At 65.4% G+C, this 25,771-nt stretch carries 18 protein-coding genes; 7 read left to right on the plus strand and 11 right to left on the minus strand.

Features of this window, described 5'->3' with window-relative positions; all coding sequences use genetic code 11:
- Nucleotides 1-130: 130 nt before the first annotated feature.
- From BXE_RS42595 to BXE_RS42610, 4 genes are all read left to right on the plus strand, one after another.
- Nucleotides 131-1,336 (plus strand): multidrug effflux MFS transporter, encoded by a 1,206-nt coding sequence (locus BXE_RS42595; RefSeq protein ID WP_011494347.1) that lies wholly within the window; start codon nucleotides 131-133, stop codon nucleotides 1,334-1,336.
- A gap of 51 nt (nucleotides 1,337-1,387) precedes the next feature.
- On the plus strand, nucleotides 1,388-2,776 hold the full coding sequence (locus BXE_RS42600) for a hypothetical protein (protein WP_040123610.1): 1,389 nt from the start codon (nucleotides 1,388-1,390) through the stop codon (nucleotides 2,774-2,776).
- Complete coding sequence (locus tag BXE_RS42605) at nucleotides 2,773-4,539, plus strand: tetratricopeptide repeat-containing protein (protein ID WP_011494349.1); 1,767 nt, start codon at nucleotides 2,773-2,775, stop codon at nucleotides 4,537-4,539. Before BXE_RS42600 ends, BXE_RS42605 begins: the two co-directional genes overlap by 4 nt.
- A 171-nt stretch (nucleotides 4,540-4,710) precedes the next feature.
- Entirely contained in the window at nucleotides 4,711-5,109 is a 399-nt protein-coding gene (locus BXE_RS42610; protein ID WP_011494350.1) for an NUDIX domain-containing protein, read from the plus strand.
- Nucleotides 5,110-5,128: 19 nt separating this feature from the next.
- On the opposite strand, the gene BXE_RS42615 is transcribed toward BXE_RS42610, so the two are convergent.
- Together BXE_RS42615 and BXE_RS42620 are read right to left on the minus strand one after the other, a co-directional pair.
- Nucleotides 5,129-6,103 carry a D-2-hydroxyacid dehydrogenase family protein gene (locus BXE_RS42615; RefSeq protein ID WP_011494351.1) on the minus strand — a complete coding sequence of 325 codons (975 nt, stop codon included), beginning with the start codon at nucleotides 6,101-6,103 and terminating at the stop codon, nucleotides 5,129-5,131.
- A 17-nt stretch (nucleotides 6,104-6,120) separates the two neighbouring features.
- Nucleotides 6,121-7,131: a zinc-dependent alcohol dehydrogenase family protein gene (locus tag BXE_RS42620; RefSeq protein WP_011494352.1), complete on the minus strand. Its 1,011-nt coding sequence runs from the start codon at nucleotides 7,129-7,131 to the stop codon at nucleotides 6,121-6,123.
- A 312-nt stretch (nucleotides 7,132-7,443) separates the two neighbouring features.
- On the opposite strand from BXE_RS42620, the gene BXE_RS42625 reads away from it, so the two are divergent.
- Nucleotides 7,444-8,169: a DeoR/GlpR family DNA-binding transcription regulator gene (locus tag BXE_RS42625; RefSeq protein ID WP_011494353.1), complete on the plus strand. Its 726-nt coding sequence runs from the start codon at nucleotides 7,444-7,446 to the stop codon at nucleotides 8,167-8,169.
- Between the two features lie 65 nt (nucleotides 8,170-8,234).
- Here BXE_RS42625 and BXE_RS42630 read toward each other — a convergent pair whose 3' ends face one another.
- From BXE_RS42630 to deoC, 8 genes are all read right to left on the minus strand, one after another.
- Complete coding sequence (locus BXE_RS42630; protein ID WP_011494354.1) at nucleotides 8,235-9,305, minus strand: ABC transporter permease; 1,071 nt, start codon at nucleotides 9,303-9,305, stop codon at nucleotides 8,235-8,237.
- A 20-nt stretch (nucleotides 9,306-9,325) separates the two neighbouring features.
- Nucleotides 9,326-10,876 carry a sugar ABC transporter ATP-binding protein gene (locus BXE_RS42635; RefSeq protein ID WP_011494355.1) on the minus strand — a complete coding sequence of 517 codons (1,551 nt, stop codon included), beginning with the start codon at nucleotides 10,874-10,876 and terminating at the stop codon, nucleotides 9,326-9,328.
- 65 nt (nucleotides 10,877-10,941) lie between these two features.
- Nucleotides 10,942-11,946, minus strand: coding sequence for an autoinducer 2 ABC transporter substrate-binding protein (locus BXE_RS42640; protein ID WP_011494356.1), 1,005 nt, complete (start codon nucleotides 11,944-11,946; stop codon nucleotides 10,942-10,944).
- A gap of 119 nt (nucleotides 11,947-12,065) precedes the next feature.
- Nucleotides 12,066-13,094 (minus strand): ABC transporter permease, encoded by a 1,029-nt coding sequence (locus BXE_RS42645; RefSeq protein ID WP_011494357.1) that lies wholly within the window; start codon nucleotides 13,092-13,094, stop codon nucleotides 12,066-12,068.
- A 72-nt stretch (nucleotides 13,095-13,166) separates the two neighbouring features.
- Nucleotides 13,167-14,129, minus strand: coding sequence for a ribokinase (locus BXE_RS42650; protein ID WP_011494358.1), 963 nt, complete (start codon nucleotides 14,127-14,129; stop codon nucleotides 13,167-13,169).
- Nucleotides 14,126-14,614: an RbsD/FucU family protein gene (locus tag BXE_RS42655; RefSeq protein ID WP_011494359.1), complete on the minus strand. Its 489-nt coding sequence runs from the start codon at nucleotides 14,612-14,614 to the stop codon at nucleotides 14,126-14,128. The genes BXE_RS42650 and BXE_RS42655 overlap by 4 nt, the downstream gene beginning before the upstream one ends.
- Before the next feature lie 80 nt (nucleotides 14,615-14,694).
- Nucleotides 14,695-17,091, minus strand: coding sequence for an aldehyde dehydrogenase family protein (locus BXE_RS42660; protein WP_011494360.1), 2,397 nt, complete (start codon nucleotides 17,089-17,091; stop codon nucleotides 14,695-14,697).
- Nucleotides 17,092-17,107: 16 nt separating this feature from the next.
- Nucleotides 17,108-18,118, minus strand: a complete 1,011-nt coding sequence (gene deoC / locus BXE_RS42665; protein ID WP_011494361.1) for a deoxyribose-phosphate aldolase — start codon at nucleotides 18,116-18,118, stop codon at nucleotides 17,108-17,110.
- A 590-nt stretch (nucleotides 18,119-18,708) separates the two neighbouring features.
- Between deoC and BXE_RS43630 the strand changes: the two genes are divergently transcribed.
- On the plus strand, nucleotides 18,709-21,795 hold the full coding sequence (locus BXE_RS43630; RefSeq protein WP_052115905.1) for an autotransporter outer membrane beta-barrel domain-containing protein: 3,087 nt from the start codon (nucleotides 18,709-18,711) through the stop codon (nucleotides 21,793-21,795).
- A gap of 133 nt (nucleotides 21,796-21,928) precedes the next feature.
- On the opposite strand, the gene BXE_RS42680 is transcribed toward BXE_RS43630, so the two are convergent.
- Nucleotides 21,929-24,325, minus strand: coding sequence for a PAS domain S-box protein (locus tag BXE_RS42680; protein ID WP_040123609.1), 2,397 nt, complete (start codon nucleotides 24,323-24,325; stop codon nucleotides 21,929-21,931).
- A gap of 545 nt (nucleotides 24,326-24,870) precedes the next feature.
- Between BXE_RS42680 and BXE_RS42685 the strand changes: the two genes are divergently transcribed.
- Entirely contained in the window at nucleotides 24,871-25,638 is a 768-nt protein-coding gene (locus BXE_RS42685; protein ID WP_011494364.1) for a hypothetical protein, read from the plus strand.
- The last annotated feature ends 133 nt before the right edge of the window (nucleotides 25,639-25,771 follow it).

Here is a 25,771-nt window from a genome sequence, read left to right on the forward strand (position 1 = left end):
ATTCGTGCGTGGTCGAACACCGTCGACGCATGCGCGCCCGCAGGATGAAAATCGCCGGGTTCCGGCAAGTCGCCCGCTCACGCCATCCGCTGGCGCAACGGGAATTGAGCGATCCACTGGAGAGTTCGCGATGGACAATCTTCAGGATGTGCGCGCCAACCGGACGCCCGATCTGAAGTATCTGCTCGGGTTCATCATCGCGATCGGCCCTGTCTCAGTGGACATGTATCTGCCCGCCGCGTCCGCGATCGCCCTGGAATTCGGCCGCTCGACGCCGCAGCTCACGCTGGCCGCCTACTTCGCCGGCTTCGCGGTCGGCCAGTTGACCCAGGGGCTGATCTCGGACCGCTTCGGACGGCGCGCGCCGCTTGCTGCCGGCCTCACGATTTACACGCTCGCGTCGATCTGCTGCGCACTCGCGCAGGGTACCGCGAGCTTTTGCGCGTTTCGGGCACTCGCGGCGTTCGGCGCCGCCGCGTCGATCGTGGTGCCGCGCGCGATGGTCCGCGATCTCGCCGACGGCGCGAAAGCCGCCGCCCTCATGTCCGGCGTCATGCAGGTCATGTCGGTCGCCCCGGTCGTCGCGCCGGTGCTCGGCAGCCTCGTACTGGAGTTCGCCAGCTGGCGGATGATTTTCGTGGTCGCGGCGCTGTACGGCGCACTCAGCCTCGCACTGATGGCCTGCTTCCTGCCCGAGACCTTGCCGCGCGAGCGGCGTCTGCCGACTGCTGTCGCCACGTCGCTGCGCCTCTTTGGCAGCGTGCTGCGGGAACGGCAGTTTCTCTCGAACGCGCTGGTCGGCACGTTCGGCATGGGCGCGCTGTTCGCGTTCCTGGCCGGCTCGCCAACCGTGTTCATGACGCAATACGGCTATGCGCCGACGGCCTATGGCCTGACGCTCGCGCTGATAGGGGCCGCGACGGTCGGCTGCTTTCGCGTCAATACATGGCTCGTGCAGCGGCGCGGCGCACCGCGCGTGATCAGTCTCGGCGTCGCGCTCTGGTCGATCGCGAGCGGCTATCTGGTGTGGTGCGGCCTGAGACCGCCGCTGCACTCGTGGCCCGTATTCATCGCGTTGCTGGTGTTTACGCTCGGCTATTGCTTCATTCCATCGAACACGCAGGTCGGCGCGTTGTCGCGGCATGCCGCTCACGCGGCCAGCGCGACCGCGCTAATGAGCACGATGCAGTATTCAGCCGGAGCGGTAGCCGGCGCGCTCGTCGGCAAGCTGGCCGATGGCACGGCCAGGCCGATGGCGGCCGTGATGCTGGGTTGCGCCCTCGCGGCCGCGCTGGCGGCCCGCTTCAGACCGCGCGGCAACCGGCAATACGTGTGACCGATCGAAGCCCTTCATAACCATCCAGCCTATCTGCACGATAAGGGGAACATGATGACGCGCCGGCTGCTGGCACTTTCCATCCTGCTCTGCCCGCTGCTCGCGGCCTGTTCGCTCGAGCCGCTGATCAACCATCAGGTCGTCGATTATTTCGAAGCCAACGACATCGCGTCGAACCAGGTGATCCTGCAGAACATCCTGCGGGCGAAAGACGGCGCGCCGCTGCACTTCAGCGAACTCGCGAGCATTCGCGGTTCGCTGTCGAACGGCGCGTCGGTGTCGACGACGTTTCCGTTCATGGCGCCGGATCACGCGACGACGTTGCCGCGCAAGCTCGGCACGGTCGGCATGACGATCACCAGTTCGCCGAGCTTCGACATCGACAGCCTGGATACGCAGGACTTCACGAACGGCGTGATGCGCCCCATCACGCCGGAGACCGCGCAGTTCTTTCTGAACGAAGGCATCGATTACCGGATGGTGCTGCTGTTGCTGGTGTCCGGCCTGCGCTCGGGAGGCCGGCCGGAAATGCTGCTGAACGCGCCGAACAGCTCGCGAGTCGTGTGCTATCACGAGTTGCCGGCCCTCAATGCGCTGCCGACCCAATACTCGATCCTGGAAGCCGACGAGCCGTGCGACGGCCAGTCGGAACCCGAGTTCTATGCGTTTCTCCGGACCATCAACCATCTGGGGCGCCTTTATCCGCTCAGCGTCCCCCAGCCGCCGAAGCCGGTCGGCCGACCGTTCGATCTCGACATGACGAAGGCGCTGACCGCGGTCGCGAGTATCGATCCAGGCCGTTATTCGCTCGCGCGCCTCGCGTCCGGCCAGTATCAACTGATGAGCGCGGCGCACGGCAGCTATGTGATCCTGTGCCGCGAGACGCCCGACGGGCCGGCTGTGGCCGGCGTGCTGACGAGCGAACGCGACGAATCGACGCCGGTGCCCGTCGACGCGTGTTCACGCAAGCACGGTAACGCGGCCGATCAGCACGCATCTGGCGATCCGGCGGGCGCCGCGCAGCCGATGATGATGATCGGCGAGCAAAAGAATACCGTCGTGTTCAAGCTGCGCTCGACGCTCGAAGTGATCCAGTACGTCGGGCAGATTCTCGCGCTGCAGCAGGACGAAACGGAAGCGAATCCGCAGTTGCCGGAGCGCTGCGTGACACTGGAGTACGAGAACTACAAGGGCGGCAACATGACCTGCAACTTCGGCGTGCTGTTTCATCTGCAGAGAGCCGGCCCCGCCTTCAGTTCGCCGCTGAACGCGGTGAGCTATAACGGCGTGAGCTGGTCGCTGCCCGCGCCCAAAGTCTGCCGGGCGCCGACGCGCTGCGACCACACGCTCGAAACCATCTCGGTGATCTCGCTGCTGCTCAACCAGAACAAGTCGTCGAAGGACATCGCCAAAACGCAGGCCGTGCAGGTGGTTCCATGACGCCCTCCGTCACGGACAGCGCAGGCCCGGTTACGCCAGGCATCGCCGGCTGGCTCGAACGTATTCAGCGCGCGAACGGCAACGAAGGCAACTACCTCGCCGCATACGACCTGTGCATGAAAGCGCTCGCCGCGTGGCCCGACGCGATGGTCTTCGAACATCAGGCGATCCTCGCGCTCGCGCGCGCCGGCGCACTGAACCGTGCGCTGCAGCGATACCGCAGACTCGACGAAGCCGGCCGGCTCACCGCGCTCACCGACCTCGATCTCGCGGCGGAGTTCGCGGGCCTGTTCGGCCGCTTGCTGAAGGACTGCGCCAGCGGCAGTTCGATCGAAGATGCGAAAAAGCACCGGCTGGGATCGGCAATCGCCTATGCGAACGCATTCGAACGGCTGGGCAAGTACTATCTGGCAATCAATGCGGCGTCGATGTATCTATCGTGCGGGAAGAGCGGCAACGCGCGCCATTACGCACGACTCGCGCTCGAACTGGCGGCCGCGCAGCGCGAGCAGGACTACTGGTCGCATGTGACGCAGGCGGAGGCATGCCTGATTCTCGGACAATTCGATACCGCGATCGCCATGCTGAAGGCCGCGGCCGACGACCGGCGCTCGACTATCGCGGTCACCGGCGCCGAAAATCTCGACGCCGTGGCGAGCACGCGCCGTCAACTGACGTGGGTCGCCGGTCTCACCCATGCGCCCGCGGGCATCGTCGACGTTCTACCGAAGCCGCGCGTGCTCAACTGGATCTCGCGGCCCGAGCTGCTTCTGACGCGCGACCCGTTTGCCTTCGCGCCCGGACAGACGGTGATCGCATTCGGTCCGTTGATGTCCACCGCCGATCTGCTGATCGCGAACGCGTTGCTCGAAGTCGGCGCGAATGTGCATGTGGTGCTGCCGTGTGAACCGGATTCGCTCGCCGCGCGAACCTTTCTGGAGCAGCCGAAGTCGGTCGACATGCTGGCCCGCGTTCTCGGTCACGAACGCGTGCGCGTGACGCTCGTCACCAAGGAAGGTTCGCCCGACGAGCCGGCGGGCGCCCTGCTATGCCAGCAGCAGGCGCGCGGGCTTGCGCTGCTGCGCGGACACAGCCTGCTGGTCGACCCGGAACTGTGCTTCCCCGGCGACGGCACGATCGGGTTCGGCGCGATTCCGTCAGATAACCGGGACATTACCGGGGTTGCGCCGCCCGGCGGCGCCCGCTCGAATGGAGTGCGCAAACCGCATGCGATCGTGTTTGGCGACGTGCGCGGCTTTAGCGCGCTGAACGAAGCGGAGCAACTGACGTTTCTGGAGCATGTGATCGGTGGCTTCGCGAACGCGCTGCAGGCGTGCGGCGGCGTCGAATACGCGGAAACCGCCGGGGATGGTCTGTTTATCGTGCTATCCGACGTGATGGCGGCGATCGACTGCTGCTTCAGGCTTCAGAAAGTGCTGCGGCCTGAGAAAACGGCGCGACTCGGCTTGCCTGCTCATCTGGGCATCCGCTTGAGCGCGCATGTCGGGCCGCTTTACCGGCGTTATGACAAGGTGATCCATCGCCATAAGTTTGTCGGAATGGAAGTCGTGCGCACCGCTCGCATCGAACCGGTCACGCCCGTCGGCGAGATCTTCGTGACCGAGCAGTTCGCGGCGGCGCTGGCGTTCACGACACGGGATGCTTATGTCTGCGAGTATGCTGGCATGCAGCCGATGGCGAAGAACTTCGGTGAGTGCCGGATGTATTCGTTGCGGCGAGCAGGGCGGCGTTTTCCTGCCTGACGGATGCTCGGGGCGATGCTTGCGGGGATGCCTGAGACGTTCAGCGAGGGTTTCCCGTATCCCGTTCGCGGCATTTTGACTACGGTTAAAATACGCGTTTTACCGGTGGGCCATGTCGCGCGTCAACGCTGGCCCGGGTATGGCTCATGCAAGCCAGCGAGCAAGGAGCGGATGAAAAATAGGGCTACTGTTCTGTGCGTTCGGGACAACCGTATCCTGCTGGTTGCCAGGGAAAGGTCGAGATGGTCGCTGCCGGGCGGAAGAATTCGCCGGGACGAAGCGCCCCATGAAGCCGCGTTGCGTGAGCTGGAAGAAGAGACCACGCTGGTCGCGGATCAGCTCATGTATCTTTTCGAGTTTAACGGCTTCAGCACGCAACACCACGTGTTCTTCGCCGAGGTGGGGCCCCATCTGAGCGCGGAACCCCGCAACGAAATCGCGAAGTGCAAGTGGTTTGCGCCAGTCAAAATCGCGACGCTTTCCGCCAGTGTGCCCACTCGCGGGATCGTGGAGCTTTTTTTCCGGCACATCGGCGTTTCTGTAGCCCGACGACGGCCGGTCGCGCCGTAGCATGCCCACCGGACATCATTCAAAGCGGCAATTCCCGCACCGGTGCGCCGTCAAGCCAGGCCTGAATCGCTTCGACGATCTGCGGGTAAGCAGCGCGGTAAGTGTTTTCCGTGACGTAGCCGAGATGGGGCGTCGCCAGCACGTTGGGCAGAAACCGGAACGGATGCTGACGCGCCAGGGGTTCCTCATCGAACACGTCGAGTGCCGCGCCGGCAATGCGCCGCGCCTGCAATGCCTCGATCAGCGCCGCCTCGGAGATGATCGGCCCACGCGAGGTGTTGACCAGATAGGCGCCGGCTTTCATCAGCGCCAGTTCACGTTGGCCGACAATTCCGCGGGTGCGCTCGCCGAGTTTCAGGTGAACGGAGAGCACGTCCGCGTCGCGAAACAGCTGATCCTTGTCGACGCGTTCGACGCCGTGTTCGGCGGCCCGTTCGGCCGTCAGATTCTGACTCCAGGCAATCGTGCGCATCCCGAATGCCTGCCCGAGGCGCGCGACCGCCTGCCCGATACGGCCGAGTCCCAGCAAACCGAGCGTCTTGCCGTTCACGTCCACGCCGAGGCCGACCTGCCAGCCGCCCGCGCGCACCGAGGCCGCCTCCGCGTGCAGGTTGCGCGTGATGGCAAGGATCAACCCCCAGGTGAGCGCCGGGGTCGCCGCAGGGTCGCCGCCGCTCGTCCCCGATACGACGACCCGCTGCGCGCGGGCCGCGTGCAGATCGATCGCCGCGTTCCACATGCCGACGCTGACGATCAGCCTGAGCCGTGGCAGACGCGCGAGCAGCGCGGCGTCCAGACGGGTACGCTCGCGCATCAGCACGACCACGTCGAATGGCGCGAGACGTGCGGCGAGCGAATCGGGATCGGCGACATGGTCGTGAAAGAAGACCGGCTGCGCGCGAGGCGCGAGACTGGCCCAGTCAGCGAAACAGCGGGCCGTCTGCTGATAGTCGTCGAGCACCGCGATGCTCGCCACGGCGGAAGGAGGTGACATGTGGGCGGTTCCTGTCTTCAGTGAGAGATGACAACCTTGCCGAAGAAGGCGCGGTCGTCGAAGTGATGCCAGGCGTCAAGCGCACGCTCGAACGGAAATACGGTGTCGATGACCGGCTTCAGGCCGGATGACGTGACGGCACGCACCAGTTCCAGCAGCCCCGAGCGGTCGCCGACCGAAATCCGGTAGAAAACGCCGCCGCTGCGAAACAGGTCGTTGAACCCGACGCCGGAATCGCCTGAGGCGAGAAAGCCGATCAGCGCGACTTCGCCGCGGCTCGCCACGGCCTTGATCGACTGTTCGAGCGTGCCTGGGCCGCCGACCTCGAGCACCCGATCGACGCCGCGTCCCTCGGTGAGCTCGCGGACCCGCTCGCCCCACGCCGGCGTCTCGACATAATTGATCACTTCATCGGCGCCGAGCGCCTTGAGCCGCGCCGCCTTTTCCGCCGAAGAAGTCGTGGCGATGACGCGCGCGCCCAGCAGTTTGGCAAGCTGGACCGCGAATACCGAGACGCCGCCGCTGCCCTGGGTCAACACGGTTTGTCCGGGACGCAGCGGTCGCAATCCGGACAGTGAGGTCCATGCAGTCAGCGCCGCGCAAGGCAACGTTGCCGCTTCCTCGAACGAGAGGCCGGGGGGCGCTGCCACGATCGCTTCCTGGCTGACGACCTTGTATTCGCTCAGCCAGCCGTCGCGATGTGAGCCGTAGCCCTCCGAGCCGAGCGTGGGTGGCGGATTGCCACCGTACCAGCGCGGATGAAACGTATTGATGACCCGCTCGCCGACCTTGAAGTCGACCACGTCCTCCCCCACGGCGACGATCTCGCCGGCGGCATCGCTGAGCGGAATCAGGCCCGCCCGCTGCGCGCGCAGGTAGGTGCCGTGAACCATCGCGATGTCGCGATAGTTGAGCGACGACGCGCGCACCCGGATCAGCACTTCGCCGCGCTGGGGCTCGGGCGTGGGTTCGTCGTGAAGCGTCAGATGGTCGAGACTGCCGGCTTGATCGAAGCGATACACTTTCATCGAATGACTCCCATGCAAAATTGCGCGGCACACGGCCGCCCGACGGAGAACGACGGCATCCAGCCGCCGCGCGAGTGCCCAGTCTAAAAGGATCTTCGCGAGGCTGCTCGCCGCCGGGCCATTCGACTCCCGGTGGCTGACAGGAATGGGACACCGCAGAGGGCATGGCCGCGCGAGCGGAGCCGAAACCCCGAGCGATTTCCTCCGGAGAGAGGTTGTTTGGCAGCTCGCCGCGCAGCGCGCGCCTTGTTATAATCCTTTCAGGAAATCGAACGAAACATAACGCCACCCCCGCCACGCGCCAGGACTTGCATGCTGAAACCCGACCGCCTTCGCGCCCTCGCCGATGCGCTGGCCAAACAGAGCGTGATGCGTCTGCGCGACGCCGCCAGACTGCTGGGCGTGTCGGAAATGACCGTTCGCCGCGATATCGCCGGTAGTCCGGAACGCTTCACCTATCTCGGCGGCTACATCCTCAGCGCAACCGACGTCCCCAATAACGCCGGCTATTCCCTCGAATCCGAAAAAGACCACTTCGCCCAGGCGAAGGCGGAAGCGTCGGCCATCGCGGCGGGTCTTATCGGCGACAACGAAACGCTGTTCATCGATTGCGGCACCACGCTCACCACGCTCGCGCGGCTCATTCCGCCGGAGCGGCATGTCACGGTCGTTTGCTATTCGTTGAACGTCGCGGAGATTCTGCGGCGCAAGCCGAATGTGCGCATGATTCTGCTCGGCGGCGTCTACGTGCCGTCGTCGGATTCGTTCGCGGGCGAAGAGAGCCTGGAAATGCTGCGGCGGATGGGCATCAACAAGGCGTTCATTTCAGCGGGCGGTGTCGATGCCGCGCGCGGCGTCACGTGCTGGAATTTTCACGAAGTAGCGCTGAAGCAAGCCGCGATGGCAAGCGCCGTCGAACGGCATCTGGTGGTGGACATGAGCAAGTTCGGCGTGGTCAAAGCGGTGCGTTTCTCGCAGATCGACGACTTCGACTCGATCATCACCGAGCAAGGCCAGCAGCACCGCCAGCGCAAGTAACTGGCGCGCCGCGCGGCAGGGGCCGGCACTCAGCGCTACGCAGCCCAACCCGCACAACGCAGCGCCTAGCTCTTGCGTTGCAGCGCGAACAGCGTGCCGGCAATCAGAATGAACGCGCCGATAATGACCTTTTGCCAGGTGCTGGGCACGCCGGTCAGAATCAGCACGCTATTGATCAGCGTCACCAGCGCGACCCCGAGCAGCGTGCCCCCCACCGTCCCGGTGCCGCCGGTAATGCGTGCGCCGCCCAGAATCACCGCGGCAATCACGTCGAGTTCCGAGCCGACCAGGTCGAACGGATTGGCGAGTCGATTGTTCGACACATGCAGAATGCCGGCAATCCCGGCGAGCAGCCCCGTATAGCCGAACACGAACAGATGGATAGCGCGCAGATTGTAGCCAAGCCGCTCGGCGATCGCGAGACTGCCGCCCATCGCATAGACGCCCCGTCCCATCATCGTCCGGTTCAGCAGCCACCACGTGAGCACGGCGGCAGCCACCAGCGCCAGCACCGAAACCGGCAGCACCGCGCGCAGACCGTCGGCCGTGTGATAGAAAAACAGCGGGATCCGGCCGAAACGGTCCATGCTGTGCGGGATATTCATGAAGAACGTCGTGCCGATAAACGTCAGCAACAGCCCGCGATACAAATACTGCGTGCCGATCGTCACGATCAGCGAAGGCGCTTTCAACCGATGCACGAGCACGCCGTTCACCACACCGAGCATCGTCCCACCGAGCGCACCCGTGACCACGATCAGCGCGAACGGCGCATCGGGCCACCACGCGAACACGGCCTTGGTGATGCCGTACATCGTCAGCGCCGCGATCGCGGTGAACGACACGTCGATGCCCCCGGACGCCAGCACGACCAGCGTGCCGAGCGCGAACAGCGAAGTCGTGGTGGCGGAGTGCAGCAGGTCGAACAGCGTCGCGAGCTGAAAGAAGCGCGGGTTGATCGCGCCGACGATCAGGCACGTCACCGCGATCAGCGCGACGGTGAACCACTCGGGGTTACGCGCGAGTTGGCGTGCAAGCTTCGCCGGCAGACTGGGCGGTTTGACGCGAGGCGCGACTTCGACGACGGTGGGCGGGGTCATGGTCTGGTTCGTGCGCGAATTGATCCGCGAGTTCATGGGTAGTGACGTCCTCTGCGCTATGCGGCTTCGGAAAGCAGCGCGTGATACAGGTCGGCTTCGTCGAGCGCGTCAGCGCGATATTCGCTCGCCACGCGGCCCTTCTTCATCATCAGGATGCGGTCGCAGTTCTGCAGCAGCTCAGGCAGATCGTCGCTGATCAGAATGATGCCGATGCCGCGTTGCGAAAGCCGCTGCATGATGCGGTAGATGACGTCCCTGGAGCCGACGTCGACACCGACGGTCGGCCCGTGGAGGATCAACACGCGGGGATCGATCGCGAGCCAGCGGCCGATCAATACCCGCTGCTGGTTACCGCCGGAGAGCGACTGCACCGGTTTGTCGATGCCCGCTGTGGCGATCTGCAGCTCTTTCACCGTCTGTTGCGCGAGCGCTTGCGCACGCGCGCGGTCGATCTGGCCGAAGCGGTCGCGCAAGCTCGAGATCATCGCGGTGATGAGGTTGTCGCGGATCGGCTTGTCGAGAAACAGCCCTTCGTTCAGGCGGTCTTCCGGTACATACCCAATGCGGTTGCGCTTCGCGTCGGAAGGCGTGCGCAACGCGATCGCGTGGCCGTCGAGCAGCACTTCGCCCGCGTGCGCCGGCGCCACGCCTGCCAGCGCGCGCGCCAATTCGTTACGGCCCGAATCGAGCAGACCGGTCACGCCGAGAATTTCGCCGCCGTGCAGCGACAACGATACGTCGCTGAACTGGCCGGCGCGCGTCAAGCCGCGTAGTTCAAGCACGACATCCTGCGCATGCCCGGCTTCCCGGTACCGTTCGTTCGACAGCTCGCGCCCGGTCATCAGCTCGCTGAGCCGCGCTTTCGTGAATTGGGCAATCGGCCCTTGGGCCATTTTCTGGCCATCGCGCAGCACGATCACTTCGCCGCCGATCGCGTAGCATTCGTCGAGCTTGTGGCTGACGAACAGCACCGTCACGCCGTGCGCGCGCAGATTCGCAAGCACGGCGATCAGATTGTCGACTTCCTTTTGCGTGAGCGAGGTGGTCGGCTCGTCCATGATGACGAACTTCGCTTCGCTGGCGATGGCCCGCGCGATCGCGACCAGTTGGCGCGTCGCGAGCGGCAATTGCTCGATCAGCGTCGCCTGGAAATCGGCACTGCCGGGCAAGCCGACGGCTTCGAGCGCACGCGCGGCGGTTCGCGCCAGCGCGCGCCGATCGAAGGTACGCGCGAGCTTGCCTGCGTGAGCCGCCAACTCGGCGGTGAGCGCGACGTTTTCCGCAACGCTCATATTCGGCAGCAGCGACAGATCCTGATACACGGTTTCGATACCCGCTGCGAGCGATTCAAGCGGGGACAGCTGCGCGTGACGCACGCCTTCGATCACGAGCTCGCCTTGGTCCGGCGGCTGTGCGCCGGAAATGATCTTGATCAGCGTGCTCTTGCCACAGCCGTTCTCACCGAGCAGGTGATAGATCTGGCCGCGCTCGAACGTCAGGCTCACGCCGCGCAATGCGTGCACGCCGGTAAACCGTTTGTGTACGCCAACTACCTGTAAAAAAGGCTGCGCAGTTTCGCTCAACGGTGACGCTCCGTCCTGATTCATGGTGGTGAGTCGCAAGGTGAAGCGTGCCCCCGCGGGCACGCCGTAACGGACAATTCAAGCGCCGATCAGAACGGATATTCCTTGTAGTTCGACTTGTCGACATTCACCCAGCCCTGGCCGCGCACGATGATGCCCTTGCCCGGCCCTTTCGCGACCGTGACCCTGGTGTAGCCGGGAATGCCGAGATCGGCGCCGTTCGCGACCGTCTTGCCGTCGATCAGCATCTGCGCGACCTTGTTCATCGCGATGCCGGCAAGCTTCGGATCCCAGAACGCAATGCCGTTGATCGCGCCGCTTTCGAGGAACTTGCCGGCTTCGGTCGGCAGGCCGGTCCCATACACGCAGATCTTGCCCTGCATGCCGGCTTCCTCGACGGCGCGGCCGATGCCGATCACATCGAGCGACGACGAACCCTGGAAGCCCTTCAGGTCCGGATGCTTGCGCAACACTTCCTTCGCGACTTCGTACGCACGTTCGCCGTCGTTGTTGGTTTCGAGCTTGGGCTCGACCAGCTCCATCTTCGGATACTTCGCCTTGGCGTTGCCGATACCGCCATCGGCCCATTGCACCTGCGAACGGCTACCGAGCGAGCCCACCAGCACCGCCCACTTGCCGTCGCCGTGCATGCAGGACGCGAGCCGTTCGTTCAGGCCCGCGCCGTAGGCGGTATTGTCGAACGCCTCGATGTCGACCATCGTGTTCTTCGCGTTGTCCGCTTCATGCGTGACCACCTTGATGCCGCGATCCATGGCTTTTTTCAGCGCCGGTTCGAGAGTCGGCGGATCGTAGGGCACCACGGCGATCGCGGTGACTTTCTTCGCGATCAGGTCTTCGATGATCTTCAGTTGCTGCGCGGCGTCCGCCCGGCCCGGCCCGGTCTGATAGGCGGTCACGCCGGGATTGTCCCTGGCGAACTGCTTGACGCCGTCGTCCATACGGTTGAACCAGTTGATACCGGTCACCTTGACAACCGTGACGATCGTTTCGTTGGCCGCCGCGTGCGCCGCGACCATCACGCCCACCGTCAAGGCGCCGGCTGCAAGCGCGGTCCCCAGTCGAGTCAGTTTCATTGCGTTTGTCTCCTTTATGATTCGATCTCGCCCTTCGTGAGCATCGCGGGCAACCAGGGCATGATGTCCGCCGCGTACTGAATGAAAGCCAGACCTGCATCGGTTCATGCGCTGGCACGCTAACGCTTCGTTGCGCTCCCGGCGCCGCCGAAGCCGAAAATCGCGCGTACCCGCTCGCCGCCCGCGAACGCAAGCGACAACAACAACAGGAAGCCCCACGCGCAGTCGCCGAAGAATTGCGACACGCCCATCAGATTGAACAGGCTCGACAGGAATTGCAGCACGGTCGCGGCAAAGAACACGCAGATGATGCGTCCATAGCCGCCCGCCGGATTCACCCCACCCATCACCGCGATCAGGATCGCGATCAGCAGATACGAGTTGCCGTAGTCCCATTTCGCGCTGGACGTATGCGTCGCGCTAATCAGGCCCGCGAGCGAGGCGAGCACGCCGCACATCGTGTAGGTGACGATCAGCATCCGCGCGCGCGGAATGCCCGCATAGAACGCGGCTTTGGGGTTCGTGCCCATCAGATAGAGACGCAGGCCTAATGGGGTGCGTTTGAGCAGCCAGCCCAGCACGATCACGGCGGCAATGAAGATGCAGAACGCGATCGGCACCTGGAACACCGTGCCGTTGCCGATGTTCGAAAGCGGATCGACATAGTCGACGTGCACCGACGCGCCGTTGCTAAGCACCACGGCAAAGCCCGTGAACAGCAACTGCGTGCCCAGCGTGCAAAGAATCGGAGTGAGTCTGAGCCGCGCGATCACGACGCCATTCAGCAGTCCGCCGAGCATCCCCATCGCCACCACGATCGCGCAGAACAGCGCGGTATAGAGCGCCGGCGAGCCGTCGCCGTTGACGAAACGCGGCACGATCAGCGCCGCGACCATGCCCGACAGGTTGGCGAGGCCGACCCCGGACAGATCGATGCCGCCATTGCCGGACACCATCGAGAGCATGATGCCGAGCGCGAGCAGGCCCAGTTCGGGTAACTGGCCACCCATCGACTGCAGATTGTCGATGTCGACGAATTGCCCATGCGACAACCAGGTCGCGAGCAGCACGACGAGCAGATTGACGATCAGCAGAAAATTCAGTTGCCGGTCGGCAAACAGTTTTCCAGCGGTGAGCGAGGACTTCATGATGCGGACGATCTCCTTCGAACGGCGGCGACGGCGTGAAGTGCCGGACCTACCGGCAGCAGGCGGAGGCGCTCAGGAGGCGTGCGCCGTCCGGGCCGCCGCGTTCAGCACCCGGTTCACTTCGGCAAGCGTCGGCATCGACGGCGCGGTGCCGGCGCGCGTCACCGAAATCCCCGCGAGCGCACAGCCGAAGTGCATTGCCGCAAGCGCATCGTCGCCGCGCGCGAGCGCCGCCGCGAAGCCGCCGGTGAAGCCGTCACCCGCGCCGGCCGTTTCGACCACGCGGCCACAGTGGTAAGCCGGCACCAGCACCGATTGCGTCGCCGAATGCAGCAGCGCGCCGCCCTCGCCGAGCGTCACGATCACCGTGCCGACCCCTTTGGCCAGCAGCGCGTCGGCGGCGCGGCGCGCGTCGTCGGGATTGGCGATCGGCACGCCGGTGAGCGCGGTGGCCTCGGTTTCGTTCGGGGTGAGGTAGTCGCACAGCGGGAAGATGCCGTCGTCGAGCGGCAGTGCGGGCGCCGGATTGAATACCGTGACGACGCCGTGCCGGCGCGCCACTTCGAGGCCGCGGCGCGCGGCGGCGAGCGGCTGTTCGAGTTGCGTGACGAACACGCGCGCCGCGGCAATGTCGGCCTCGATCGCATCGACATCGGCCGCGCTCAGCGTGCCGGCCGCGCCGGCTGCGACGATGATCGCATTCATGCCGCTGGTGTCGTCGACGAAGATATGCGCGGCGCCCGTGGCGTGGCCGTCGGCCACCGGCGCGCGCGCCGTGATGCCTTCCGCCGCCCATGTCGCGCGGGCGATCTCGCCAAACGCGTCGTTACCGAGACGCGTGCAGAACACCACGTCGGCGCCCGCGCGCGCGGCGGCGACCGCCTGATTCGAGCCCTTGCCGCCGGGCCCCATCGCAAACGCGGAACCCGCGATCGTCTCGCCGATCAGCGGCATACGCTGCGCGCGGAACGTCAGATCCGTCACGTAGATGCCCAGAACGACGACACGTCCATTGGCTTGACGAGCCGTGTTCATTGCCGCGCTCCTTGCTGCAATGCGGTCGAGGGCGCGTCCTGGGCGAGCAGGACGCCCTTCTTGAACACGAAACAGCCGTAGCCGCGCTGCTCGCCCGTCGCGATCACGCAGTAAGCCCGGCGCGCACGCTCGTAAAACGCGAACCGTTCAATCGACGCAAACGGCACGTCGCGCCCTTCGGCGGCATTCACTTCGGCCTGCGCTTCGCGCTGCACCGCGGGCAACGTATGCGGCTCGCCCACCACTTCCATGCGCAGCGCCGGAGCGTCGACAAACGTATCGAGCGGCAGCACCGACAGCACCGCGCGAATCGCGCGCGCCGCGTCCACGCCGTCGAGGCGCAGCAGCTTGCCGGTCACCGTGGCGCGGGCGACGGAGTCGGCGGGAAAATTCGCGTCGCACAGCACCAGCTCGTCGCCGTGCCCCATCGCGCGCAGTGCGTACAGCACGTCGGCGTTCAACAGCGGGTCCAGATTCTTCAGCACGTTGTCTCCTCCATTTCCTGGTTGGCGTGCGGGTATTCAGATGCGCTTTGCGCGCGTGGCGAGACTGGTCCGGCTATCGGTCAGTCTCCATACGGCACCCAGATGTTCTTGACCTGGACTGCCTCGCGCAGAAACGGCAGACCTTCGCTCGACGGGTCGAACCAGTCGAACTGGCGGCCGTAGTCGGTGAAAGTGCGCTTCAGATTGCCGGCCGACTCGCGCTCGACGAGCGTCGAATCCGCCGCGCTGCCGAAGCACCAGAGCGCATCGACGTCGTTGTGCCGGGCCAGCGCCGGCAACAGCGCGCCGCGCTCGCCGGTGATGACGTTCAGCACGCCGCCAGGCACATCCGACGTTTCGGCGACCTGATAAAAGTCCGTGACCGCCAGCGGACACGCTTGGCCCGGCAGCACGATCACGCGGTTGCCCATCGCCAGGGCGGGCGCCATCAGCGAGACGAAACCGAGCAAAGGTGCTTCGTCCGGGCACGCGATCCCGATCACGCCAAGCGGTTCGTGCATCGCCAGCGCGACGCCGCGCAGCGGCGGCGTGTGCACCGCGCCATCGAACTTGTCGGCCCACGCCGCATACGTGAACAGCCGTGTCACGGACGCCTCGACTTCCGCGCGCGCCACCGCTTCCGTTGCGCCATTTCTCTGCATCAACTGCCGCGCGAATTCGTCGGCCCGCACGCTGAGGTTTTCGGCGAGATAGAACAGCACCTGTGCCCGGTTATGGGCACTTGCCTGCGACCATTTATGCGCCGCGCGCGCCGCTTCGACCGCGTTGCGGATGTCCTTCCGGTTGCCCTCGCCGACTTCGCCCACCGGCGTGCCGTCCGGCGCGTAGACCGGCAGCGAATAACCGCTGTCCGGGCGCACCTGCTTGCCGCCGATGAACAGCTTCGCCGTGCGGTCGACGCGATCGATTGCCATGACGTTCAGCGAGCGCTCAGGTTGGTCCGCGACGGTTTCGGCGTTGCGCGGCTGACGCCAGCCAAGATTGAGCCATGCACGCGGTTTCAGATATTCGTAAATGCCCTCACGTCCGCCTTCGCGCCCATAGCCCGATTCGCGGTAGCCGCCGAAGCCGACCGCCGCGTCGAACAGGTTCGTCGCGTTGATCCACACGACGCCGCACGCGAGTCGCGGCGCGATGTCGAGCGCGCGGCCGATCGTCTCGCTCCACACGCTGGCGGCGAGCCCATAGCGCGAATTATTGGCGAGCGCGATCGCTTCGTCGGGTGTGCGAAAGCTCATGGCCACCAGCACCGGCCCGAAGATTTCCTGCTGCGCGAGCGTGGAAGCCGGCGCCACGCCGGTGACGAGCGTCGGCGGATAAAAGCAGCCTTGCGCCGGCAGGACCGTGCCGGGCGACTGCCACACCGCGCAGCCTTCGCGCCGCCCCGTTTCCACCAGCGACCGGATCCGCTCGAGTTGCACCGGGTCCACGATCGCGCCGATGTCGATGCTCTTGTCGAGCGAGCTGCCAATCCGCAGTGTTTCCATGCGGCGTTTCAGCCTGGCAATGAAGCGCGCCTCGATCCCTTCCTGCACCAGCAGTCGCGAACCCGCGCAGCACACCTGCCCCTGGTTGAACCAGATCGCGTCGACCACGCCTTCGACAGCGCCGTCGAGGTCCGCATCGTCGAACACGATGAACGGCGACTTGCCGCCCAGTTCGAGCGTCAGCGATTTACCCGAGCCGGCCGTGACCGCGCGGATCGCCTTGCCGACTTCGGTGGACCCCGTAAAGGCGATCTTGTCGATCTGCGGATGTTCGACCAGCGCGGCGCCGGTGCGGCCGTCGCCAGTCACGACGTTCAGCACGCCCGCCGGCAGGCCCGCCCGATGCGCGAGCTCGGCGAACAGCAAGGCCGTCAGCGGCGTGTATTCAGCGGGCTTCAGCACCACGCAGTTGCCCATCGCAATGGCCGGCGCGATCTTCCACGCCAGCATCAGCAGCGGAAAATTCCACGGCACGATCTGGCCGATCACGCCAAGCGGCGCGTACGCGGCGAACTCGCTCTCCTGCAGTTGCGCCCAACCCGCGTGATGCAGAAAATGCCGCGCGACCAGCGGCACGTCGATGTCACGTGTCTCGCGGATCGGCTTGCCGTTGTCGAGCGCTTCCAGCACGGCAAACAGCCGGCTGTGGCGCTGCACCATGCGCGCGAGCGCATACAGATGCCGCGCGCGCCCCGCGCCGCCGAGCGCAAGCCAAGCCGGCTGCGCCGCGCGCGCGGCGCACACCGCCGCGTCGATGTCGCCGGCATCGCCGTGGGCGATCTGGGCCAGTGGTTCACCGCTGGCGGGCGCATGCGAAGCGAAGCGCTCGCCGGCGCCCGGCTCGCGCCATGCGCCGCCGATGAAATGCCCGAAGCGCGCTTCATGCTGCGCGAGCCACGCACGCGCGGCTTGATCGCTCTCGGGCGCGGGACCGTACTCCATCGATGAAAAATACTCGGCTACGCTCATGGGATCGGTCTTGGGTTCAGGCTACGGGGTGACGGTTGAAAGCGGAGTACTGGCCGCTCACGTGATGTTCGAGCTGGCGTTCGATATCGGCCAGCAGGCTCGACGCGCCGATGCGGAACAGCTCGGGTTCGAGCCAGGCGCGGCCTAGCTCCTCCTTCATCAGGATCTGGTACGCCAGCACCGACTTCGCGCTCGAGACGCCGCCCGCCGGCTTGAAGCCGATCGGCATGCCGGTGCGCTGCTGGTATTCGCGGATCATGCGCACCATCACGAGCGACACGTCGAGCGTCGCGTTGACACCCTCCTTGCCGGTCGAGGTCTTGATGAAATCCGCGCCAGCCATCATGCAGACCATCGAGGCGCGCGCCACGTTGGAGAGCGTGCGGATGTCGCCGGTCGCGAGAATCGCCTTCAGATGCGCGGGACCGCAGGCCGCGCGAAACTCGCGTACTTCGTCGTAGAGCGCCTGCCAGTTGCCCGTGAGCACGTATTCGCGCGTCACCACGATGTCGATTTCCCGCGCGCCGTCCGCGACAGAAGCCTCGATCTCCTTCAACTTCAGCGGGTGCGGAATCAGCCCGGCCGGAAAACCCGTCGACACCGCCGCGACCGGAATGCCGCTGCCCTGCAACGCATCGACGGCCGCCGCCACGAAGCGGTGATACACGCAGACCGCGCCGGTCCTGATACCGCGCGGCTCCATGCCGAGCGCTTCCAGAATCTCGGCGCGCACCGGCTGGCGCGCCTTCGCGCACAGGCGGCGCACCCGCCCTTCGGTGTCGTCGCCGCTTAGCGTGGTCAGGTCGATGCAGGTGACGGCCTTCAGAAGCCAGGCCGCCTGCGCGTCCTTCTTGACCGAGCGGCGCGTGGCGAGCGTTACCGCGCGCCGTTCGGCCGCCGACTGGTTGACGCGCAAACCGTCGAGCCACGACGCGTCGAACGGGACCCCCGGATTGCGCGCTGGATGAATGAGCGGCGTGCCGCGCAGCGCGACGACCGACGAAGACAGGGAAGGAGCTTCAGACATGAGACATCCGGAAATTGATGCGAAGCACAACGCCCGCGGATGGGTTGTTCGCAGCTATGCTACAACGATTGATATAATTATCACAAGTTTTACGAACATATCTTCACATTAGTACAAACCAGAGGGTTGTTCTCGCGCTGAATGTGATTGGCGCACCATAAACATGACGCGAAGATCACAATAGCGCGTCGCAGCCGGCGGCGCCGCGCTCCAGGCGCGGCCCCGAGCAAACCCGCTTTCTCTACGACGTACGCGCGTTGGCTTCAGACGGCGCACCTGCCGCTGAACGTATGCGTTGCGGTTGATGCTCTCGCGGCCGCATTGCGCGAGCGGCGACGCCAGCCAGCACCGAAGTGCCCGCCACCACAAAAATCTGTCCCGCGGAAGACGGCAGCAACCATCTTGCATGGGACCAGGTAGGTGCTTTGCATGGGACCTGAGCAAGCGCTAAAGCGCCAGCTCCGGTCGACCGAAGCCGAGCGTGGCCTTCGGTGAGATGAAATCCATCTGGCATAAAGCCAGATTTAATGTTGCATAAGGGGCGGCTGTCGACAAAACTGAAGCCACACTACGTCGTTGAGGGCAGCCTCATGATGCCGGGCAAAACTGCGTCGAAGGTCGACGGTTATCTCTTCCAGCAAGGCGTCGTATGCGCATTGCGTACGTTGGCGGGTGCCTGGTTCGTGATGGCTGTCAGCGTTTCCCCCGCTCAAGCCGCCTGTGCGCCCGATGGCCAGGGCGGCATCACCAATAGCGGCGGCACCTGTTCGGTCGCCCCGCCCGTCAACCGCATCACTGCAACCGGCAGTGGCACCACCACCGCACCCGGTGTCACGCTCGCCGTGCCGTATGGCATCGCCGTGACAGCATCGGGAGGGGCGTCGGTCAGCCTTGGCCGAAGCGACGCCGGCGGCGCGCCGGCGATTTCAGCTCTGAACGGCGGCGGCCTCACGGGCCTGTTTGCGACCGGGGTGTCCAGTACGATCACGGCGGACAGTCTCGCCATCGGGCTTCCTTCGGGGGGCGGCAACGCGGCGGCGAGAGCAACCGCCGGCGGCCACATCACGTTCCTGAATAGCGCAAACATCACCTTCGTACCTGGCGGCGGTGGCGGCACGGGCCTGCTGGCCGATGGCGCAGGCAGCCAGATTACCGGCACCAACGTCACCGTGGCAGGCGCGGGCGGCGGCGGGGATTATGTCGCACACAGCAACAACGGCGGGGATATCGCCTTGACCGGCGGCGCACTCAGCCTGAATTCCCCCGGCGGTGGCGGAGTGGCGGTGCTGTCGGAAAACGGCAGCACCTTCACCGGCGACGGCGTCGCCATCAGCGTGTCCGCTTCAGGGGGAGATGCCGCGGTGAAGTCGGTCGGCAACAGTCATGTTTCCCTGAGCGGCGGCTCCGTCACGCTGAACGGAACAAGCGGTGAGACCGGCTTGCTGGCACAAGGCGCGACGCTTACCGCCGTCGGCGTGCCTGTCAGCGTGACGGCCAGCCAGTCGTCCGCCGGCACCGTGCAGGGCGGCGGCACGCTCGCGATTACCGGCGGTTCGGTGACGGCGTCGGGCAGCGGCACGGTCGGGATGCTCGTCAACGGAGCGGCGGGCGCGGCCAATACGCTCGCGCTCAACGATACGACCGTCACATCGACAGCCGACTCGCTGCATGTCGTGGGCGCGAATGCGAACATCACGGCGGCGGGATCCACCATCACCGACAACAACGGTGTGCTGCTCAGCACAACCGGATCTCCATCGACGACCACATTCGACGCGGGCGCGTCGACACTTGGCGGAGCGATCACGACCGGTGCCGGCACCACGACGACCGTCACGCTGCACGACGATACCGACTGGACCGTCACGGGCAATTCCACGGCGACCAACCTGACCAACAGCGCGAGCAATATCCACTTCACGGCGCCGGCCGACCCGAGCCAGGCCGCCAGCTACAAGACGCTCCAGGTGCAGAACTACACTGGCGCAGACGGCAACCTCCATCTCAACACGTTTCTCGGCAGCGACGACGCCCCGTCGGACAAACTGATCGTGAGCGGCGGCACCGCGACCGGCACGACAAATCTCACGATCCACAACACGACCGGCCCAGGCGACATGACGGTGGCCGACGGCATCCAGGTCGTGCAAACCCTCAACGGCGGAACGACGGCATCCGATGCCTTCACGCTGACCGGCAGATTACGCGCCGGAGCGTTCGACTACCTGCTGTTCCATGGCGGCATCGGCGGCAGCCGTCCCAATGACTGGTTTCTCCGCTCGAGCTTCGTCGTCCCCGAGTCGATCACACCGACGGTGCCATTGTCGCCGGCGACACCTTCGTCGCCACCTGGAGAGCCGGGTACACCTTCGTCGCCGCCCGGAGAGCCGGGAACGCCTTCGTCGCCGCCCGGACAACCGGGTACACCTTCGTCGCCACCAGGACAACCGGGTACACCTTCGTCGCCACCAGGACAGCCAGGTACACCTTCGTCGCCACCAGGACAGCCGGGTACACCTTCGTCGCCACCAGGACAGCCAGGTGCACCTTCGTCGCCACCAGGACAGCCGGAAACCCCTTCGTCGCCCGGACAGCCCGGCGGCCAGACGACGCTGGACGTATCCCGGCCTTTTCCGGCCGACCCGCCAGCCAGCCCGCTACAGCCGGGCGTGACCTATCCGGTCATCGGGCCTGAACTCGCCACCTATGGCGTGGTCCAGCCGGTTGCCCGGCAGATGGGCTTCACGATGCTCGGCACGCTGCACGAGCGCATCGGCGACACGTTGACGGCCGACAACGCCGGCCCTGACAGCGAAGGCTGGGGACATTCCGGCTGGGCACGCTTCTTCGGCCAGCAGATCGACAACCGCTACCAGGCGTTCGCCAGTCCCCGTGCCACCGGCCAACTGCTCGGCGTGCAGGCCGGGGTGGACGTCTGGCGCGGCAGCCTGATGCCCGGCCACCGCGATGTCGCCGGCGTCTACTTCGCCTACGGCAACAGCAACCTGGATGTGGACGGACTCGTCACGAACGCCACGGCCACTGCCTATCTCCTGGGCCGCACCGGCAAGCTGAATCTCGACGCCTATTCCGGCGGCGCCTACTGGACCCATTACGGCCCCGGCGGCTGGTATCTGGACCTGGTGCTGCAAGGCACGTCCTACCAGGGCGAGGCGACGACGCAGTCGGCCAGGCTGCCGACCACGGGCGACGGTTTCGTCACCTCGCTGGAGGCCGGCTATCCGGTGCCGCTGCCACTCGGCCCCCGCTTCGTGCTGGAGCCGCAGATCCAGGTGCTGTGGCAGCGGGTCAGCTTCGACCAGGAAAACGATGGTCTGGGCCCGGTCGACCTCGGCTCAACCACCGGCACCACCGGACGGCTCGGCTTGCGGGGCCAGTGGACCATCGACGGTGACCACGGCCAGGTGTGGCAACCGTATGGCCGCGTCAATCTGTGGCACGACTGGGGCGGGCGCGCGACAACCCTGTTTGGCGTCGATCAGGTGCCGCTGCGGGACGCAGCAACGCGGCTGGAGTTCGCAGCCGGCGTTACCGCGAAGGCAACTCTTCGTCTGAGTCTCTATGCTCAGGCCGGGTATCAGTTCGCTGTGGGAGCCGGTGAAAATAGCCGGCGGCAGGGGGTGCAGGGCAATCTCGGGCTCCGGTACACCTGGTGATCGCGATCGCAACCGATCACCCGAACAGATCCCCTGAACTGCGGACGAACTTCTTCGTTCGGGTCCGAATCGACGCGCCGGCGCCGGGCCACGCGCGCTTTGCAGGCCAGCAAGATTCCGGGCCTGCCAGCAATTAACGGCCGGCAGCGTGCAATGCGCGCTGAATCGCCCGAAGCACATCGTCAAGCTCGTTCACCGCGTAGGGCTTGCGCAATCTGTTGTGTGAGAAGTCGAACAACACGTTGTCCGGCAATTCGTCTCCTGATGCAAACACCACGTGCAGACGCGGATGCACCGCCACCGCCTGTTTCGCGAGTTCGATCCCGGAGGCGCCGGGCAGGTTCAGATCAGTCAGCAGGACATCGAAGCGCCTGGCGCGCAGCCGCTCCATCGCCTGCGTCGCGTCGGTGGCCTTCGCGGCATCGTGGCCGAGCATCTGGAGAATTTCACAGGCCGCATCCAGAGAGTCGGTGTCGTCTTCGGCCACGAGGATATGCAATGGTCCTTCCGGCACCGGGACTGCACCGGCTTGCACGGTGTCGCCACTGCCGGCGGTCGCGGCAATCGCTTCCCCGGGTGTGCCGAGAATGTAGCGCAGCTTGTGGGCCAGTTCTTCCTGACTATAGGGCTTGCTGAGCAGTTCGACACCGGCGTCCAGCCGTCCTGCATGCACGATCGCATTCTGCGTATAGCCGGAGGTGAACAGGATTTTCAGGTGCGGCAGCAGCAACGCAGCCTGGCGGGCCATTTCAGGACTGCGCAGCGGACCGGGCATGACGACGTCCGTGAACAGCACGTCGATGTGAATGCCGCTACGCAGCACGGTCAGCGCCTGCTCCGCATTGTCGGCCTTGAGAACGGAATAACCCAGTTCCGTCAGCATATCGACGACCGTCGACTGAACGTTCGCGTCGTCTTCCACCACCAGGATGGTCTCGCGGCCGCCCACCTTCACCGGGTGCTCGTGTCTTGCCAGCAGATCGACTGCGGTATCCATGGATCTCGGCAGATAGATCCGGACCGTCGTGCCATGCCCCACTTCGCTGTAGATCCTGATGTGTCCGCCGCTCTGCTTGACGAAGCCATAAGCCATGCTCAGGCCGAGCCCCGTGCCCTGCCCCTCCGGCTTGGTCGTGAAGAATGGATCGAAGGCACGCTCGACGATCTCCGGCGGCATGCCGATGCCCGTGTCCGTCACTCCCAGCATGACGTACTGCCCCGCGGGCACGTCCGATAGTGGCCGCACGTACCGGTCGTCCAGCATTGCGTTGGCCAGTTCAATGGTGAGACGGCCGCCTCCGGGCATCGCGTCGCGCGCGTTGATCGCCAGGTTCAGCAACACATTTTCAAGCTGGTGGGTGTCCACCAGCGTATTCCATAGTCCGGCGGCAACGACCGTTTCGACATTGATCGTCTCGCCGAGCGCGCGGGCGAGCATGCTGTCCGTCCCGCGCACCATCGCGGCCAGGTTGACGACAACGGGGCGCAACGCCTGGCGCCGGCCAAATGCGAGAAGTTGCGACGCCAGTTTGGCGCCGCGCTCGACGGCATCGATGGCGTGAGCGAGCCGCTCCCTGCTCCAGACGTCCCGGCTATGCCTGTTTTCGAGTAGTTCGAGATTGCCTCGCAGCACCTGCAATACGTTGTTGAAGTCGTGGGCGACGCCGCCCGTCAGCTTGCCGATCGCTTCCATTTTTTGCGCCTGGAACAGCGCGGCCTGGGTCTTTTCCAGAAGCTCGTGCGCCTGACGGCGCTCGGTGATGTCCTGCGTGATCTTCGCGAAGCCGAGCAACGTGCCGTCGTCTTCGTAGATTGCATCGATCACCACATGGGCCCAGAAGGTCGTCCCGTCGCTGCGGACCCGCCAGCCTTCCGCCTCGAAGCGACCGTCGCGGGCCGCGGCTTGCAGACCGCGCTGCGGCAAGCCGGCCGCGGCGTCTTCCGGCGTATAGAAGCGGGAAAAATGAGAACCGACGATCTCTTCCTCGGTGTAGCCCTTGATCCGCCGCGCGCCGCTGTTCCAGTTCGTCACGCAGCCTTCGGGCGAGAGCATGAAGATCGCGTAATCCGTCACGCCCTGCACCAGCAGCCGGAAACGCCGTTCGCTTTCAATCACGGCCTCGTGTGACCGGCGGTTCTCGCTCACATCGCGCACTACCTGTACCGCTCCGCTGAACTCGCCCCGCCGGTCGCGAAGGGCGGTAGTCACCACGCTTGCCCAGAACGTCCCGCCATCCCCGCGCTGGCGCCATCCTTCCGAGTCGTGACGTCCGTGGCGCCGGGCGCTCTCCATCACTGCTTCGGGGATGCCGTCCCGGCGGTCGTCATCGGTGTAGAGAACGGAGAAATGCTGCCCGATGATTTCCGCCGGCCGGTAGCCCTCGATCCGGATACCACCCTCGTTCCAGCTGGCAATCCTGCCGTCGGTCGTGATACGAAAAACGGAGTAGTCCACAGTGGACGCAACCCATTGCCGGGCCCAGTCGTCGTTGGCCTCCCATTGCGTGGCGTCCGGTGCCTGCGCTGTCATTCGTACATTCCTATTCTGCGTATCCATGTCGAGCGGACCCGCCTTCACCGCGCGGGGCAAACCGGGCGGCCCGCATAGCGATCGATTCTATCAGTGCGCGTTCTGCCCATGATCGGATCAAAAGTTGCCCGGTCTGGCCGCCACGGGTGACGAGAGATGACGATCGGGGTGTCGCTGACCCAATGAGACTCCACAGCCTGATCAGGGCGACCCGCCCCGATAGATGATCTTACAAGTGTTCCTGTTACGATTACATACCCCATGGCGTAGCCGGATCCGGGCGCCGGCCGCAGAACATCACGGCAGTCTCCACGGCCCAGGACGAACAGGTTCGAGATCGGCCGAGCGGGCATGGCGCGATACGTGGTACGTGGTACCTGATACGCGAGCCGGTTCCGCTTCAGCAAGATCGCATGCGCCTATCCCCGCGCCATTTTCGTGCGGATAGCCAGCGGCGCTGCATCCGCTGCATCGATAGCGCGCCGACGCGGCGCCGGCATTGCGCTCGTCGTCCCAGACCCGAACCTGCCCGAAAAAATTCTTCCATGCGCAACCTCGATTTCAGTTCCTGGCAAGCCCTGCTCTCCACGCTCGTCGGGTTGGCCGTTATCACGTTGATCGGCGTCGGTATCCGGTTGCTGCTTATGCAGACGGTGCAACAGCGACGCGAGCGCGAAAACCGGCAGGTAAACGAGCGGCTTCGCACGCTCATTGCCGCGTACAAGACGCTTGGCGGTTCGTTCACTGGCAATCTCTCGGTCGATCCCGCTCATCTGCGCGACCTGAAGCGCGCCTCGATGGCCGTTCCGGCCGTTGCGTCAGCCCTACTCGACGCGTCTGGCGGCGATGCCCCGCTGCAAGGCGAGGCCGCCGTGAGCGCAAGCGATCCGGGTGGCTCTGACCGGTCCCGGCGCATCCGGGACGCCGTCGAGGCCGCGCTCGCTGACATCCTCCTGCTAGGCACCGAGGAACAGGTACGGCTCGCGGCTCAAGCCGCGCTGGAGATGACCCAGGGCAAGCCCATTCATACGGCGGAACTGGTCGTCTCGCTGCGCGATTTCATCCGCGAAGTGCTCGATCTCGATCCGGTGCCGCGCAGCCTGGCGATTCCCGTGCAAGGCCCCGCGCGGCCATCGGGCGCGAGGGGCAAGGACGGCGGACGCGAAGGAGGCGGCGCGCCGGGCGGCAAGACGGGCGGCGGGGGAGGAGGAGGTGGTGGTGGCGCCGGTGGGATGGGCGGCGCCAGTGGTGCGCGGCCCGACGACGGTCTGGCGCCTCAAGCCGACGACAATGATGCGCATCACGGCCAGTAGGGCGGCAGGATGCTGGTGGCGGTAGAGAAAGGAAACCTGGCCGCTTGCGGTTTCGCCCCGCCATCCGATGGCAGCCGGGATTTCGCGCGCTGTTCTATCAACCGACCGTCGAAACGCAAACGCCTGCTGCAAT

The organism is Paraburkholderia xenovorans LB400 (assembly GCF_000013645.1).
Classification (GTDB): domain Bacteria; phylum Pseudomonadota; class Gammaproteobacteria; order Burkholderiales; family Burkholderiaceae; genus Paraburkholderia; species Paraburkholderia xenovorans.

Coding starts and splice junctions, on each gene's coding strand:
- BXE_RS42595 (WP_011494347.1), top strand. CDS start 131: ATGGACAATCTTCAGGATGTGCGCGCCAACCGGACGCCCGATCTGAAG.
- BXE_RS42600 (WP_040123610.1), top strand. CDS start 1,388: ATGATGACGCGCCGGCTGCTGGCACTTTCCATCCTGCTCTGCCCGCTG.
- BXE_RS42605 (WP_011494349.1), top strand. CDS start 2,773: ATGACGCCCTCCGTCACGGACAGCGCAGGCCCGGTTACGCCAGGCATC.
- BXE_RS42610 (WP_011494350.1), top strand. CDS start 4,711: ATGAAAAATAGGGCTACTGTTCTGTGCGTTCGGGACAACCGTATCCTG.
- BXE_RS42615 (WP_011494351.1), bottom strand. CDS start 6,103: ATGTCACCTCCTTCCGCCGTGGCGAGCATCGCGGTGCTCGACGACTAT.
- BXE_RS42620 (WP_011494352.1), bottom strand. CDS start 7,131: ATGAAAGTGTATCGCTTCGATCAAGCCGGCAGTCTCGACCATCTGACG.
- BXE_RS42625 (WP_011494353.1), top strand. CDS start 7,444: ATGCTGAAACCCGACCGCCTTCGCGCCCTCGCCGATGCGCTGGCCAAA.
- BXE_RS42630 (WP_011494354.1), bottom strand. CDS start 9,305: ATGAACTCGCGGATCAATTCGCGCACGAACCAGACCATGACCCCGCCC.
- BXE_RS42635 (WP_011494355.1), bottom strand. CDS start 10,876: ATGAATCAGGACGGAGCGTCACCGTTGAGCGAAACTGCGCAGCCTTTT.
- BXE_RS42640 (WP_011494356.1), bottom strand. CDS start 11,946: ATGAAACTGACTCGACTGGGGACCGCGCTTGCAGCCGGCGCCTTGACG.
- BXE_RS42645 (WP_011494357.1), bottom strand. CDS start 13,094: ATGAAGTCCTCGCTCACCGCTGGAAAACTGTTTGCCGACCGGCAACTG.
- BXE_RS42650 (WP_011494358.1), bottom strand. CDS start 14,129: ATGAACACGGCTCGTCAAGCCAATGGACGTGTCGTCGTTCTGGGCATC.
- BXE_RS42660 (WP_011494360.1), bottom strand. CDS start 17,091: ATGAGCGTAGCCGAGTATTTTTCATCGATGGAGTACGGTCCCGCGCCC.
- deoC (WP_011494361.1), bottom strand. CDS start 18,118: ATGTCTGAAGCTCCTTCCCTGTCTTCGTCGGTCGTCGCGCTGCGCGGC.
- BXE_RS43630 (WP_052115905.1), top strand. CDS start 18,709: ATGATGCCGGGCAAAACTGCGTCGAAGGTCGACGGTTATCTCTTCCAG.
- BXE_RS42680 (WP_040123609.1), bottom strand. CDS start 24,325: ATGACAGCGCAGGCACCGGACGCCACGCAATGGGAGGCCAACGACGAC.
- BXE_RS42685 (WP_011494364.1), top strand. CDS start 24,871: ATGCGCAACCTCGATTTCAGTTCCTGGCAAGCCCTGCTCTCCACGCTC.